At 55.0% G+C, this 14,113-nt stretch carries 13 protein-coding genes; 3 read left to right on the top strand and 10 right to left on the bottom strand.

Translation table 11 applies throughout. The annotated features are described in order from the left end of the window. Nucleotides 1-55: 55 nt before the first annotated feature. Together VA597_RS03475 and VA597_RS03470 are read right to left on the bottom strand one after the other, a co-directional pair. Complete coding sequence (locus VA597_RS03475) at nucleotides 56-1,195, bottom strand: DUF4317 domain-containing protein (protein WP_326975181.1); 1,140 nt, start codon at nucleotides 1,193-1,195, stop codon at nucleotides 56-58. 10 nt (nucleotides 1,196-1,205) lie between these two features. Further along, complete coding sequence (locus VA597_RS03470) at nucleotides 1,206-1,601, bottom strand: winged helix-turn-helix transcriptional regulator (RefSeq protein ID WP_326975180.1); 396 nt, start codon at nucleotides 1,599-1,601, stop codon at nucleotides 1,206-1,208. 216 nt (nucleotides 1,602-1,817) lie between these two features. On the opposite strand from VA597_RS03470, the gene VA597_RS03465 reads away from it, so the two are divergent. Beyond that, nucleotides 1,818-2,402: a nitroreductase family protein gene (locus VA597_RS03465; protein WP_326975179.1), complete on the top strand. Its 585-nt coding sequence runs from the start codon at nucleotides 1,818-1,820 to the stop codon at nucleotides 2,400-2,402. 79 nt (nucleotides 2,403-2,481) lie between these two features. Next, a complete protein-coding gene (locus VA597_RS03460) occupies nucleotides 2,482-3,123 on the top strand; it encodes a flavodoxin family protein (RefSeq protein ID WP_326975178.1) in 642 nt (213 codons plus the stop codon). A gap of 152 nt (nucleotides 3,124-3,275) precedes the next feature. Here VA597_RS03460 and VA597_RS03455 read toward each other — a convergent pair whose 3' ends face one another. The 3 genes from VA597_RS03455 to larA are packed head-to-tail and all read right to left on the bottom strand — an operon-like array spanning nucleotide 3,276 to nucleotide 6,050. Then, the gene (locus VA597_RS03455; RefSeq protein WP_326975653.1) at nucleotides 3,276-4,430 is read right to left on the bottom strand and encodes a UxaA family hydrolase; all 1,155 of its coding nucleotides are present in this window, start codon (nucleotides 4,428-4,430) and stop codon (nucleotides 3,276-3,278) included. A 5-nt stretch (nucleotides 4,431-4,435) separates the two neighbouring features. After that, nucleotides 4,436-4,750: a UxaA family hydrolase gene (locus VA597_RS03450; protein WP_326975177.1), complete on the bottom strand. Its 315-nt coding sequence runs from the start codon at nucleotides 4,748-4,750 to the stop codon at nucleotides 4,436-4,438. A gap of 25 nt (nucleotides 4,751-4,775) precedes the next feature. After that, complete coding sequence (larA, locus tag VA597_RS03445; RefSeq protein ID WP_326975176.1) at nucleotides 4,776-6,050, bottom strand: nickel-dependent lactate racemase; 1,275 nt, start codon at nucleotides 6,048-6,050, stop codon at nucleotides 4,776-4,778. Nucleotides 6,051-6,283: 233 nt separating this feature from the next. On the opposite strand from larA, the gene VA597_RS03440 reads away from it, so the two are divergent. Continuing rightward, a complete protein-coding gene (locus VA597_RS03440) occupies nucleotides 6,284-7,237 on the top strand; it encodes a LysR family transcriptional regulator (protein ID WP_326975175.1) in 954 nt (317 codons plus the stop codon). Nucleotides 7,238-7,241: 4 nt separating this feature from the next. Here the strand turns inward: VA597_RS03440 and VA597_RS03435 are convergent, their stop codons facing one another. The 5 genes from VA597_RS03435 to VA597_RS03415 are packed head-to-tail and all read right to left on the bottom strand — an operon-like array spanning nucleotide 7,242 to nucleotide 14,101. Next, on the bottom strand, nucleotides 7,242-8,417 hold the full coding sequence (locus VA597_RS03435; RefSeq protein WP_326975174.1) for an NAD(P)-dependent malic enzyme: 1,176 nt from the start codon (nucleotides 8,415-8,417) through the stop codon (nucleotides 7,242-7,244). 57 nt (nucleotides 8,418-8,474) lie between these two features. Then, nucleotides 8,475-9,848 carry a class II fumarate hydratase gene (fumC, locus tag VA597_RS03430; protein ID WP_326975173.1) on the bottom strand — a complete coding sequence of 458 codons (1,374 nt, stop codon included), beginning with the start codon at nucleotides 9,846-9,848 and terminating at the stop codon, nucleotides 8,475-8,477. A gap of 10 nt (nucleotides 9,849-9,858) precedes the next feature. Beyond that, a complete protein-coding gene (gene purB / locus VA597_RS03425; RefSeq protein WP_326975172.1) occupies nucleotides 9,859-11,220 on the bottom strand; it encodes an adenylosuccinate lyase in 1,362 nt (453 codons plus the stop codon). A 30-nt stretch (nucleotides 11,221-11,250) separates the two neighbouring features. Then, the gene (locus tag VA597_RS03420) at nucleotides 11,251-12,594 is read right to left on the bottom strand and encodes an MmgE/PrpD family protein (protein WP_326975171.1); all 1,344 of its coding nucleotides are present in this window, start codon (nucleotides 12,592-12,594) and stop codon (nucleotides 11,251-11,253) included. Nucleotides 12,595-12,601: 7 nt separating this feature from the next. Then, nucleotides 12,602-14,101 (bottom strand): tripartite tricarboxylate transporter permease, encoded by a 1,500-nt coding sequence (locus VA597_RS03415; protein ID WP_326975170.1) that lies wholly within the window; start codon nucleotides 14,099-14,101, stop codon nucleotides 12,602-12,604. Nucleotides 14,102-14,113: the final 12 nt, after the last annotated feature.

The following is a 14,113-nucleotide window of genomic DNA, read 5'->3' as shown; positions in this document are numbered from 1 at the left end:
TATCGATGTACCGATATCTACAGACTGCGCAGGATGCCGGAAAGGAAACGCGCCGTTATGAAATATTTATATTCACGCCGTTTACCTCAATGCCCTCATCCGCACGAATCAGGATGTATTTCGTGCCATCAATGACTCTTGTTTCCACCAGGTCGCTTCGCTCCGGGTTCACGCGGACCGTGACGTCGGGGGTTCGAATCTCGAATTGTTTATGATCGATAATATTCTGCGGACAGACTTCCGTGCCGGCACCGAATTCGGAATCGTACTTTTCGCCAAATTGGGCCATATGGGAATCCGAAACACCACAGGACTGCAGAATTCCCTTTACTGTTTCTTTGGAAATCAACAATGGATCTTCTTTGTTCGCTTTGTGCTCCTCGATCATTTCGGACAACTGTTCATGGACTGTCTGCACCACGTCGATGCTGCAGTCGTCAGCAACCGCATCGCCCAAAATGGATTCGAATGTTTCCTTCTGGGCGGCAGCGGGCATGGGAATTTCGCTTTTGAACACAGCTTCCACGAATTCCTTATGGTTTTCCGCAAGGTTGCGGGTGTAATAGACAGCATTATACAGATTGGCGCTGCGATCGCTGAAAGCCGGAAACATAAACCCAAGCTCGGGAGGAGATACGATCCAATCCGATGTAATGTTGCGGAATTCATTTTCGGATACATAAAAGCCAAGCGAAGGCTTTAACATCTTCACGGGACAAATGCTGCACAGGAAGTACGAAAACACTTCCGACGAATCCTCCTGTTTTTCTCCGTCCTTTGAATAGAAAGGCACGTCATATTTGTCGTAAGCTAAGAGAATGAGGTAATTGCCCTCCACGTCGAGCGTTTGAATCGCATTTTCATAGAACTGACGAACGGCGGCGTCATCTTCCAGAGAGGAATCCCTGAGCCGCATCAGCAGCTTGTGTTCCCCGCCTTCCAGCACCTGCTGAGTCGTGAACTCGATATCGATCAGATTCTTTCCGACAGCGCCGGACAGGGTCTTTTTCAGAATCGTCAACAGTTCTTCGCTCTCTTCCTGAGGCATCAGCCCGAGAGACTGGCGGAACTCAGAGACGATTTCCTTCTGGTCATTGACGTAACAGCCCCGAATTCGATTGATGTTGCTCTTATCCGGACGAAAACGGCGGCGGATTTCTGCGATCTCTTTTTCATTCATCATATTTCTGCTCATTCCTGTCTTCTTATTTTATATCTGTATTAATTAAATTTTTGTCCGAGCCGGTCTCCTCACATCCGGCGTCAAGCATCCGGCTTTTTCCCCACTCGTTGATGATTTCCAGCGCCGGAAGCAGCTGCTTGCAGCTTTCGGTCAGAGAGTATTCCACATGGGGAGGGATCCGTTCCAGTTCCACCCGCTGGACCAGCCCGTTCTTTTCAAGTCCCTGCAGCGCCCTGGTCAGCATAATGTTCGTGATTCCGTCCAGATGCCGCCTGAGCTCGTTATAGCGCATGCTTTCCTGAGCGGACAGCTCCCAAATGATCGGCAGCCGCCACTTGCCGCCAATGACCTCCAGCGCCCGCGTGACCGCGCATTTCTTTGCGTGGACCGTCTTTGACTTTCCGCATTCCTTTCCCATACTGCCTCCTGATTTAAGGCACAAAAATGTGCGTACTTGTTAATTTGTCCCTTGCATCCTATACTGAGTATAATCAATCGCACGGCAAATGTAAAGCGCCGCGCATCACTTTGTAAAGCCACCTTCTTTCCGCCAAACGTTCCGGCTGAAAAGCTCCCGCCGGGAAAAAATCCGCGCCGCAGGAAGGAAGCCAAACGCAGAACAGGAGGAAATGCCATGATTCAGAACGAAGTGCTGGACGCGATCCATTCGCGCCGGAGCACCCGCAGTTTTACCGAGGAGCAGATCGGAACGGAGCAGCTTGAAACACTGCTCGACGCCGCGGTTTGGGCTCCAAGCGGGGGCAACAACCAGAGCTGGCTGTTCACCGCCGTCCAGAACAGGGAAGCTCTTCTAAGGCTCAATGAACTGGTGCGCGAGGGCTTCCGGCATTGGGCGCCGGATGACAGCTACCCCGGCAAGCTTGCGGCCAAAACCGCTTCGCAAAAGGAAAGCTACAATTTTTACTACCATGCGCCCACCGTCATCATCGCCTCGAACAAGCCGGACTACGAAAACGCGATGGCCGACTGTTCGCTCGGCCTTGAAAACATCTTTCTTGCGGCGCAGTCGATGGGACTGGGCAGCTGCTATCTCAACCAGCTTCACTGGCTGAGGGACGACCCGGGCGTTCGGAATTATCTCTTTGAGCTGGGCATCCCGAAAGAGCACACCATTTGCTCGGCGGCCGCAATCGGGCAGATCGGCAAGGCATCCGCACCGCCGGCGCGCAAGCCGAATACGGTCCATATCGTCAGGTGACGGCTGAAAAAAGGTTTGCCGGGCCGGTCAACGGACGGCAGGTTCATTTTGGATAAACGGACAGGAAAGGATGATTTTCATGAAAGTGATTGCTGTAAACGGGAGCCCGAGAAAAAGCTGGAACACGGCGACCCTGCTTCAGAAAGCGCTGGACGGCGCGGCTTCCGCCGGGGCGGAAACAGAATTGATTCACCTGTATGACCTGAAATACAGGGGCTGCACCAGCTGCTTTGCCTGCAAACGGAAAAACGGTATCCCAGGGCACTGCGCCATGCGGGACGATCTGACGGATGTTCTGGAAAAGATCACCCGCTGCGACGTCCTCTTGCTGGGCACGCCGATCTATTTTTCAAATATCACCGGAGAAATGCTCTCTTTTCTTGAGCGCCTGCTGTTTTCGAGCATGACCTACAACATCGGGGAACGCTGCACTTTCCCGGGAAAGATTTCGTCCGCGTTCATCTACACAATGAACGTTCCGGCGGACGCAATGGAGAAGCTCGGATACCGCGCGCTGTTCGACCATTATCAATCCCTTTTGGAACGTTTGGGCGGTCCCTCGGAAATTCTCGTCAGCAACGACACCTATCAGTTTGACGATTATTCCCTCTATGAGGCTTCCATGTTCAACGAAAAGCACAAGGCTCAGGTAAGAGCGGAACAATTCCCCATCGACTGCCGGAAAGCATTTGAAATGGGGGCCCGGCTTGCGGGAAAATAGCGGTCGAAAGTCACTTCAAATCTTTCACAGCGCAGCAGGGAAATAAACCTATCTAAAACAGTATGAGCCGTACCCAAAGGTATGGCTCATACTGTTTTTTCTCGCATATTGCCCGTTTGTAATCGCAAGTGTTCGGCAACTTTCCGGGAAGCTCAAATGACGGGCCCCAGCGTGTGGATGTCGATGGAATTAAAATATCTGATTGCTTCGTTTTTCGTCATTTCTCCGTTCAGAACGCAAAGGGCCTTCTGAAAAGCTTCCTCTCCGACCTGCTCAATGGTCTTTTCGCCTTTGATAATCAGGCCGGCGTTCAGATCCATGTCGTGGCTCATGCGCTCGTAGGTGTTCGGGTTGCCGCAGATTTTGACGACCGGCATGCTTGGAAAGCCCTGCGGCGCCCCGCGTCCGGTGGAAAACATCATAAACTGCGCCCCCGTGCAGGCCATCCCCGTGAGGATCTCCGGTTCGCGGCCCGGTGTGTCCTTGATCCACAGGCCCTTCTGCGTCGTCACCATTTCCGGATATTCCAGAACGCCCTGAATCGGCCTGTTCCCGGACTTGACGATGGCTCCCAGAGACTTTTCCTCGATGGAGGATAATCCACCGGCGATGTTTCCCGGGGTCGGCTGCCCTTTTCTCATGTCGCAGCCGAGGGACTTCGCCCTCGTTTCCATTCGGTCGACGATTTCATAAATCCTGTCGGCCACTTCCCTGTTGACGGCCCTGCGGGCCAGAATATGCTCCGCGCCGATGAACTCGGTCGTTTCCCCAAAGACTACGGTCGCGCCGAGGTCCACCATTTTATCCGCGACATAGCCGACCACGCAGTTGGAGGCCATTCCGCTCGTCGTGTCGGAGGCGCCGCATTTGATTGCCATGACCGCATTGGACAGATCGGCCGGTTCGCGCTGCAGCCCGGAAATCCGCCCGGCCAGTTCCTGTGCCGCGTCGATTCCGGCCTGAATCGCGCGGCTCGCCCCGCCGAGCTCCTGAATCCGGATGATCTTGACCGGCTTGCCTGTTTTGGCGATGGTTTCCATCATATGCTCATGGTCGGTGCCCTCGCACCCGAGGCTGACGATCAGCACCGCGCCGATGTTCGGGCTGCATCCCAAACCGATCAGGGTATCCGTGACGCGTTCAAGGTCCGGGGGAAGCTGGCAGCATCCCTGATGGTGAAAAAAGCCCACCGTGCCCTGCACCTGGCCGACGACGGCCTGCGCCACGTCGTTGGCGCAGATCACGCTCGGGATGACGGCCACGTGATTTCTCGCGCCGACTCTGCCGTCCGGCCTCACATATCCCATAAACTTCACTTGACCGCATCCCCTTCCAGGTCGCCGCGTCCCCGCATGCTGTCCAGATTGTGGACATGGACGTATTCTCCCTTATTGATTTCTTTGGTCGCGACCCCGATCTCTTCGCCGTACTTGAAAATTTTCTCCCCCGAATGGATGTCCTTCAGCGCGATCTTGTGGCCGTAGGGTACGTCGCCCCGTACCTTGATTCGTTCGGCATTCCCCTGTTTGTCGCGCACCTCCACCTCGCTGCCTGAAACAATTCCATCGGCAAAAATTGTCGCCACGTTGTCCCGGTCGTTGATTTTTAAAGCCAGCTTCACGCTCATTTCAGATTCCTCCTTTGCGGTATCGTCACTTGACCGCCAGCACGGAAACGCCGTCCGGAATAACCACCACCTTTGCGTCCTTCCCCTTGATGCCGTACGCGATGGCGAGCGCTTCGTCCGGGCTGGAGGCCGGGATCATGTTGGCCTTTCGGACCACGTCATGGTCCAGATAGGTGGTGACAAGAATGATTTTATGTTTTTTCAGGATGCGGGCATAAATCTGCGCGCACCACTGTTCGGGGATGGTCTCCTTCGGCGGGATTTTCGAAAGGCGGTTCTCGATTTCTTCCGCGGTTCCGGAAACGATCAATTTTTCAAAATGGGTGCCGCCCATGCCGTCAACGCAGGAGGCGCACATGACAATGACTCCGTCTTCTCCGGCGCAGGCCTCCGCCGTAGCGACGGCCTTTGGGGCCTGATACAGGTTCTGGTCCAGAGGATACCCGCCGTTGCTTGTGACAACGATATCCCCCGTAACGACCGGGCACAGAGAAAGCTTCCGGATGAAATCGCATCCTTTTTCATGAGCCTGCTCCAGGTCGCCCGCAAACGCCGCGATGACCTTTTTCTCGCCGTCCAGCGCGACATTCAGAATAAACTGAACGTTGACCGCGCGCGCCGCGCAGACCATGTCTTCGTGAATCGGGTTGCGCTCCAGAATGCCGGCCTTGGCGCAGGGGCTTGCAATCGCCTGAAAGCTGTGGTTCTCGTTGACGGTCTCCTGAGAGCAGATGCCCGGCAGAATGCTTTTGCGTCCGCCGGAAAACCCGGCGAAAAAATGCGGCTCAATAAAGCCTTCCGTCACGAGCAGATCGCATTCGGCCGCAAGGTGATGGACCTTAAAATCAGCTCCGGACGGAAGCTTGCGCAGGAAAATGAAATCCTCCGACTGAAACGCCTTGTTGACGGCGATTTTTTCATGGTTCACAATTTCGTCTCCGAACATTTTTCTCTGTTCTTCCTCCGTCGTGGGCCTGTGCAGGCCGGTCGCGATGAGGATTGTGATATCGGCTTCCGGATTGCCCGAGCGGATTTCGGAAAGAAGAATCGGCAAAGTGATCTTGCTGGGCACCGCCCGCGTATGATCGCTGGTGACGATCACCACTTTCTTCTTCCCCTTCGCCAGTTCTTTCAGGCTCCTGGAACCAATCGGATGGTCCAGCGCGTCGCGGATGATTTCCCGTTCGCTTTTCTCCGCGCGAAACCCGTGCATCGGCGCCGTTATGACCGCCGCAAGATTCCGCTCTTCCACGTGAAGGTCAAGCGTTGATCTGCCATACGGCAATTGAATTGTCTTCAAAATGATTATCCCACCTTAGAATCAAAGTACGGAATTAAAAATATATAAAATGATTCATATTAGACAGAATTCGAAAAGGAGTTCATTATAAAATATAAATAATTTTAAACACTGATAGAATTTATTAAACTCGCTTGGGGAACCGGATGAATTTTTACCCGCCTGATGGTGGCCCGCTGAACGAATGACCGACGTGCTTTCAGCTGCGGCTTATTGGAAAGGAGAAATTTCATATGGAATTTCGGGATATTCTATACGTCCTGAATGTCGCGGAAACAAAAAATTTTACACAGGCGGCCAACAATCTATTCGTCAGTCAGCCGGCGCTCAGCCAATCGATTCAGCGCCTTGAACACGAGCTGGGCACCTGCCTGTTTCAGCGCAGCCATCACCAGGTCGCTTTGACGCCCGCGGGGGAAACTTTCTGCAGGGATGGGAAAAAAATACTGGAACTGACAAAGCAAATGAAAAAAAACGTTCAGGAAACGGATCAGTTGAAAAACCAGAAGCTTTCCATCGGCGTATCGCCGTTTTATGAAAAATACTACCTTTCGCAAATTCTTCCGGAATTTAAGAAGCAGTATTCCGACATTGATATCCGCGTCATCGAAAACTACACTTACGAGCTGGAGCAGTTGGTGAAAGCGGGGAAACTCGATCTCTGCATCATGACTCTGCCCCTGACGGTCCCCACTTTATCTTTCGTACCTATTTTCAAAGAAAAAATTGTTCTGGCCGTTCCTCCGCGCCACTGGTCGACCCGTCTTGGCTCCGGCGAAAGCGGGAAAAAGAATCCCCCCATTGACCTTGCCCTTTTTAAAGACGAGCCGTACATTATGTATAAGCCGGGCCGGAGGATGCGAAAAGTAAGCCTGCAGCTCTGCCGGGAAGCCGGATTTTCCCCCAACATCGTCTTTGAAACGCAAAGCTGCGAAGCAATCAACGCGATGATTACACAGGGAATGGGGGTCGGCTTTCTTCCGATCGCGATTGAATCCTTATGCCCGCACGATCAGCGGCCTGTTTATTATTCGATCAATTCGCAAAGGGCCGTCCGGACCTTCGCTATCGTCTACGACAAAAAGAACGGAAGAAGCCCGACACTGAATCAGTTCATTAAAATGATTCCTCAAAAAACCCAAGGCTTGACAAAGCCTTCCTTCGGCGAAATGGAACCGTCTGCATGAGCGGCTACCTTCCGGCCGCCCCGGAGTCCCTCGCGGCCTTTGCGACCGCCCTTGAGACCGCGTCCTTCACTCTCGGATCAAACGCCTGAGGAATGATATAGTCCGCTTTCAGCTCTTTCTCCCCAACCAGCCCGGACAGTGCATCCGCCGCCGCGAGCTTCATTTTTTCATTGATGTCGGAAGCCCGGACATCCAGCGCGCCCCGGAAGATGCCGGGGAAAGCCAGGACGTTGTTGATCTGGTTCGGGAAGTCGCTGCGGCCGGTCGAAACGACCCGCGCGCCGCCCGCCTTCGCCTCTTCGGGAAAAATTTCCGGCGTGGGGTTGGCGCAGGCGAAAATGACGGCGTCCCGGTTCATGGTCCTGACCATATCCGCGGTGACAAGGCCGGGGGCGGACACGCCGATGAATACGTCCGCCCCTTTCAGCATGTCGGCCAGGGAGCCGGCCCCGCGGTCCGCATTGGTGATTCCGGCCATTTCTTCCTTGATCCAGTTCATCCCCTTTTCCCGGCCCTTGTAAATCGCTCCTGCCCGGTCGCACATCGTGATGTCCCGGAATCCGGCGGAGAGCAGCAGCCGGACGATGGAAACGGCCGCGGCGCCGGCGCCGGAGGTGACGATGCGCACGTTCTCCTTCTTCTTGCCCACCACTTTCAGCGCGTTGGTCAGCCCGGCCAGCGTGATGACCGCGGTGCCGTGCTGGTCGTCGTGGAAAATCGGGATATCGCATTTCTCTTTCAGCTTGCGCTCGATCTCGAAACAGCGCGGCGCGGAGATGTCCTCCAGGTTGATGCCGCCGAAGGAGCCGGAGATCAGATACACGGTATTGACGAATTCATCCACGTCCTTGGTCTTGACACAGAGCGGAAAGGCATCCACTCCGCCAAAGGCTTTGAACAGCACGCATTTGCCCTCCATGACGGGCATTCCCGCCTCCGGCCCGATGTCTCCCAGCCCGAGGACCGCGGAGCCGTCGGTCACAACGGCAATTGTATTCCATCGTCCCGTCAGGTCAAAACTTTTGGTGATGTCCTTTTGAATTTCAAGGCAGGGCTGTGCCACGCCGGGAGTATAAGCCAGCGCCAGTTCCCGGCTGTTGGTGACGGGGACTTTCGAAACGACCTCCAACTTGCCTTTCCAGAAAGCGTGAAGCCTGAGCGATTCTTTCGCATAATCCAAAAAAAGGACCCCCTGTTCATCTATAAAATTCGAGAAAAAACACGCCGCCGGACCTTTTCAGAAGGGCGCCACCATTTTTTCCGGCCGGACGAGTTCATCAAAGCGGTCGGCCGAAAGCATCTCCAGTTCCACTGCCGCCTGCTTTAAAGTGGTGCCCTCCCGCTGTGCGGTCTGCGCGATTTTGGCGGCATTCTCATAGCCGATGTGCGGGCTCAGCGCGGTGACCAGCATGAGGGAGCGGTCCAGGTTTTCATTGATCTTTGTAAGATTCGGCTGGATTCCCACCGCGCAGTGATCCCGGAACGAACGGATGGAATCGGTCAGCAGGACAACCGACTGTAAAAAATTGTAGATGCACACCGGCATAAAGACATTCAATTCAAAGTTTCCCTGGGAGGCCGCCATTCCGACGGCGACATCGTTTGCCATCACCTGGACTGAAACCATGGTAAGGGCTTCGCATTGAGTCGGATTTACTTTGCCCGGCATAATGGAACTCCCGGGCTCATTGGCGGGTATGGTCAATTCTCCGATGCCGCACCGCGGGCCGCTGGAAAGCCACCGCACATCGTTCGCAATCTTCATCAGGTTTACCGCAAGCGCCTTTAAGGCTCCGTGAGTGAATACGAGTTCGTCTTTGCTGGTAAGAGAGTGAAATTTATTGGGGGCGGAGATGAATTCTTTTCCGGTCAGTCTGGAGATTTCCTCCGCTGCGAGAGTCCCGAATTCCTTTGGCGCGTTCAGCCCGGTTCCGACCGCCGTTCCTCCCAAGGCAAGCTCCTTCAGGTTTTCCGCGGCGGAATGAATCATTTGACCGTTCTTCCGCATCATTTCTTCCCATCCGCTGATTTCCTGCCCCAGAGTAAGCGGGGTCGCATCCTGCAGATGAGTCCGCCCGGTCTTGATAACCGATTGATACCGGACCGACAGGTCATGGAACGTTTCCTCCAGCATCCTGACCGCGGGGAGGAGCCGGTCCTCAATGCTGACCAAAGCGGAAATGTGCATCGCCGTGGGAAACGTGTCGTTCGAGCTCTGCGATTTGTTGACATGGTCGTTTGGGTGAAGAAGCTTTTCACCCAGAATTTCATTTCCCCGGTTGGCGATGACCTCGTTGATATTCATGTTCGACTGCGTGCCGCTTCCCGTCTGCCAGACCGCCAGAGGAAACTGATCGTCCAATTTTCCCTCCAATATCTCGTCGCAGACATCGCGAATGGTCTTCGCCCTCTTGGGATCCAGGATCCCGAGCTTTTCATTTGCTGCCGCGGCGGCTTTTTTCATCACCGCAAAGGCCCGGATGATCTCGGCCGGCATTTTTTCCGATCCGATTTTAAAGTTGTTGTAGCTGCGCTGCGTCTGCGCCCCCCAGTAGCAGTCCCCGGGAACCTGGACTTCCCCCAGGGTATCATGTTCCATTCTGAATTTCATCGCGGTTCCCTCAGGCGCTCTCATCGTTCAGCCGCGCCCTTTTGATGTTTTCGGAAACCCGATGGGCGAAATAAGAGCTCTTTCCGGTATACGCCGTCGGGTCCAGCAGTTCTTTCAGTTCCTTTTCCGAAATGTTGTCGGAAACGATTTTATTCTCTTTCAGCTTATCGAAGAAGTCGGCGTTTTCTTCAAACGTGTCCATCGAGATTTCATAAATGATTTCATGAGCGGTTTGCTTGCCCACCTTTTCGCCCAGTTTCAGCATCACCGGTTCGGACATCATCAGCCCCTTTAAAAGATCAAGATTCCGGCGCATCCTTTCGGGGTCGACAGTCAGATTGCCAAGCAGTTTTTTTGCTTTCGCCGCAATGGCGCCGGTCAGGATGACGACCTCATTGACCGATTTCCATTCAATTTTCCAAAGGGCTCCGTCGCGCTCATGTTCGGAGAACATGGATTCAAAAGAAGCCGACATGCTGGACTTTGCGAGCCTCGCAAGAGTATGTAATGTTTCCGGAATCACGGGGTTCCGCTTATGCGGCATGGTGCTGCTGCCCACCGCACCCTTTTTGAACTTTTCCGCCAGCTCCGCGGTTTCCGTCTGCTGAAGGCTGGCAACCTCGTTTCCTATTTTGCCAAGCGTACAGCTGACCATCCCCAGGACGCTGACGATCTCCGCCATCCGGTCCCGGCTTGAATGCCACGCGATTTCAGGGATATCCAGTCCCAGCCTTAAGATCGTGCGGTCGCTGACTTCGACCGCCCTGTCCCCGAACCCCGCCATGGTTCCGACGGCACCGGCCAGTTCTCCGACAAAATCTCGTTTGCGGCACTCTTTCATTCGCTCGATGTCGCGCCGGATCTCGCTGGCCCAGACCGCCGTCTTGTAACCGAACGTGATCGGGATCGCCTGCTGGCTGTGGGTCCTGCCCGCCATGACGGTATCCGCGTATTGGTCCGTCAACTGAAGAACGGCTTCCTCCACATCGCGAAGATCCTGATAAATCACCTGAAAGCCGCGCTTGATTGCCATCATAAAACCCGTGTCGATGATGTCCTGCGTGGTTGCGCCCAAATGAATATATTCCCCGTAATTTCCGTCGTAGACCTTCTGCAGATTTCGAAGCGTCGGAACCAGCGAATGCCCGATCGCATTGATCCCCTCTTCGATCTCGCTGATATTCAAATTCTCGACTTTCGCTTTCCGCGTGATTTCCTCCGCCGCCTCCTTCGGGATGATGTCCAGCTCCGCCTGCGTCTGCGCCAGAGCCGCCTCGATATCGAGCCAGTTCTGCAGAATCGCCTTGTCGTCGAAGATCTTCCGCATGGTCGGTGTGCTGAAAACATTCCGGAACAGTAAAGAATCCAACATATTGCAAGCCATAATATTTGATCTCCTTTCTTAAATCGCGCAGTTTTCCGTAATCGCTTCGCCAAGTTCCCCGACGGGGGTCTCCGGCGACATGGACATTACGGAGTGCAAAATATTTTCCGCTTTCTTTTCACTGAGATTTCTCTCTGCCAGAGACCTGAATTTTTTGACCAGAAATTCCCGGGTCGGCTTGCCGTCCGGCAGGTCGACCTCCTGATACAGAGTCCGCCCGGGAAGCAGAATCCTGACGGATTCTTTTCTTTTTTCAGGATACAGGCGGGTATAGTCCGAGTCTTCCTGAACAATGATTTTTTTTCGCAGGGATTCGACTTCCGGAGAGTGAAGAAGCTCCGGCGAAAACTCTTCCAAAGTGACCTTTCCCCTCAGGAGTCCCGCCGCGATGCAGTAGGGCATGGAAAACTTCGCTTCCGTTTCGGAGGCATTGCGGAACTCCCCCGTCAGTTCGACCGCCTTCCGATACGCCCTGATCTCAATTTTCTGAACATCCTCCGCCTTGAACTCAGAGGCTTTCATCAGCGAGAACAGGGCGTCCAAGGCGGAATGCGTATGCCCGCAGGAGGCATGAATTTTGTAATAGCTGTCCTCGATCATCAGCTTTTTCCCAAGGGCCCCGCCGCGGAACGAAACGGAAGCGGGTCCGGAAGCCGCCTGAGCATATCCCTTTTTCCGCTCGATCGCGTCGGTCGGAGCAGTGAATCCCTTTGAGGCCAGTTCGGCGGCGGTCAGCCCGTTCTGGGCGGCGTTGCCAACATTGACGATCTTGGCGTCCGTTCCGAAGACCGCAACCAGCCCGGACGCCATCGTCGCCGCGATGCCGAACGCCCTCTGCATCCCCTCCGTGTCAAGGTTCAAAAGTTTCCCCGCCGCCGCGGCCGCCGCGAACGCGCCGCAGGTGCCGGTGGCGTGCCAGTATTCATAGTGGGAGGGATTCAGGGAAGCCCCCAGGCGGATCATCGCCTCGTATCCGGAAACGACGGCCAGGACATATTCCTCATAGGTGCGGTCATATTTCTCCGCCGCGGCAAAAGCCGCCGGAATCACAACCGCGCCCGGATGGGTGATGGAAACCTTGTTGACATCGTCGTACTCCAGCGCATGCCCGACCGCCCCATTGGAAAAGGCCGCGTACGGCGCGGGCACTTTCCCGCCGAGCCCGACGGCGGTGCATCCTTTTTCGCCGGCGACGTCTGAAAGGACTTCCATCAAAGAGCGGGCGGCCGGCAAACGCAGCGCGCCGACGGCGCATCCCAGCCAGTCCAGGGTTTTCATTCCCACATCGTTCCGGACGGTATCCGTAACGGCTTCAGAAGTCAGGCCGCAGAGAAAGCGGCACAGTTCGTAAGTATATCCCATTCTTTTTTCACGCACCTGCCTTTTTGCGCCCGGCGAAGCGGAAGGCCTTCATGATCAGCGGGCTGAACAGACTGAGCAGGGACACAATCAGAATGACACAGGTCAGCGGGCTGGTCCACATAAAATCGCAGGAGCCGTCGCTGGCGACAAGGGCCTGCCGGAGGCTGCTTTCCGTCATGGATTCCAGCACCAGCGCAACGATCAGCGGCGCGGTCGGAATCTTGAATTTGTAGAAAGCATAGCCGATCATACCGAAAACGATCATGACCAGAACATCGAACGCGTCGCCGCGCAGAGAATAGACCCCGGTCGCGCAGAAAACCAGAATAATTCCTCCCAGAAGATTTTCCGGCACGGAGAGAATCTTTTTCATCCACCGCATCACGAGAAGCCCAAGCGGCACCATGATGAGATTGGCGACAAAAAACGCCGCGAACAAAGAATACACCACGTCCGGGTGTTCCGACATAAAAACCGGTCCCGTCTGAAAGCCGTGGATCATAATGGCTCCGAGGAACAGAGCCGACGTTGCGTTCCCGGGTATGCCAAGCGCGATCAGAGGCACCATCGAGCCTCCTGTCACCGCGTTGTTGGAGGATTCCGGTGCGGCGACGCCCTCCGGCGCGCCGTGCCCGAACTCTTCGCTGTGTTTCGAAAGCTTTTTCTCAAGGTCGTAAGACATAAAAGTCGCGACATTGGTCCCGGTTCCCGGAATGATCCCCACGATCGTGCCCAGGACGGAACCGCGAAGCCATGTGGAAAGAAGCCTTTTGCAGCTCTTCCATCCGATCCATACGGAGCCGACTTCCGGCATGGCTCCCACCTTGGAAATGCGGCTCGCCCGCTCCGCCGTCTTCAGGACGGCGACGACCCCGAAGATTCCGATCAGGGAGGGGACCAGCCCGATGCCGTTCATCAGCTCGACCGAACCGAATGTGAACCTCGGGCGCCCGCTCTGGGGATCCATGCCGATCATTCCCAGCAGCAGCCCCAGCGCGCCGGACAGCAGGCCCTTCTTGGGTGAATCCCCCAGCCCGGCGATGCAGGAAAGGCCGAGGACGGCCACGGCGAAATATTCTCCCGGCCCGAATTTCAGCGCCTGCTCTGCGAGGAAAGGCGTAAAGAACATCAGCACCAGCGTGCTGAAAAGGCCGCCGAACGCGGAGCTGAGGGTGGAGATGCCAAGGGCCTCTCCCGCCCTTCCTTTTTTCGCCATCGGGTACCCGTCGAAGGTCGTGCAGAAAGAGGATACCGTCCCGGGTATATTCAGAAGAATCGCGGAGATGGAGCCGCCGTAGATCGAGGAACAGTAGATCGCCGCGAGAAGCGCGAGCCCCGCCGCCGGTTCCATGACAAAGGTGATCGGCACCATCAAAGCAATTGCCATATTTCCGGTCAATCCGGGCAATGCGCCGATAATCAGTCCGAAAAGAGTTCCTAAAAGGAGCATAAGAATCAGGTTGACATCAAGAAGTCCTGCAAATCCCTGTAAAATATTCTGGATCAAATTTACGTTCCT

This window comes from Caproicibacter sp. BJN0012 (assembly GCF_035986805.1).
GTDB lineage: Bacteria > Bacillota > Clostridia > Oscillospirales > Acutalibacteraceae > Caproicibacter.
This window is presented reverse-complemented; position numbering and strand designations above follow the sequence as displayed.

What these genes read in the sequence shown, in the direction of transcription:
- VA597_RS03440 (WP_326975175.1), top strand. Translation starts at nt 6,284, where the DNA reads ATGGAATTTCGGGATATTCTATACGTCCTGAATGTCGCGGAAACAAAA.
- VA597_RS03465 (WP_326975179.1), top strand. Translation starts at nt 1,818, where the DNA reads ATGATTCAGAACGAAGTGCTGGACGCGATCCATTCGCGCCGGAGCACC.
- fumC (WP_326975173.1), bottom strand. Translation starts at nt 9,848, where the DNA reads ATGAAATTCAGAATGGAACATGATACCCTGGGGGAAGTCCAGGTTCCC.
- VA597_RS03420 (WP_326975171.1), bottom strand. Translation starts at nt 12,594, where the DNA reads ATGGGATATACTTACGAACTGTGCCGCTTTCTCTGCGGCCTGACTTCT.
- VA597_RS03470 (WP_326975180.1), bottom strand. Translation starts at nt 1,601, where the DNA reads ATGGGAAAGGAATGCGGAAAGTCAAAGACGGTCCACGCAAAGAAATGC.
- VA597_RS03450 (WP_326975177.1), bottom strand. Translation starts at nt 4,750, where the DNA reads ATGAGCGTGAAGCTGGCTTTAAAAATCAACGACCGGGACAACGTGGCG.
- VA597_RS03460 (WP_326975178.1), top strand. Translation starts at nt 2,482, where the DNA reads ATGAAAGTGATTGCTGTAAACGGGAGCCCGAGAAAAAGCTGGAACACG.
- VA597_RS03455 (WP_326975653.1), bottom strand. Translation starts at nt 4,430, where the DNA reads ATGGGATATGTGAGGCCGGACGGCAGAGTCGGCGCGAGAAATCACGTG.
- purB (WP_326975172.1), bottom strand. Translation starts at nt 11,220, where the DNA reads ATGTTGGATTCTTTACTGTTCCGGAATGTTTTCAGCACACCGACCATG.
- VA597_RS03475 (WP_326975181.1), bottom strand. Translation starts at nt 1,195, where the DNA reads ATGAGCAGAAATATGATGAATGAAAAAGAGATCGCAGAAATCCGCCGC.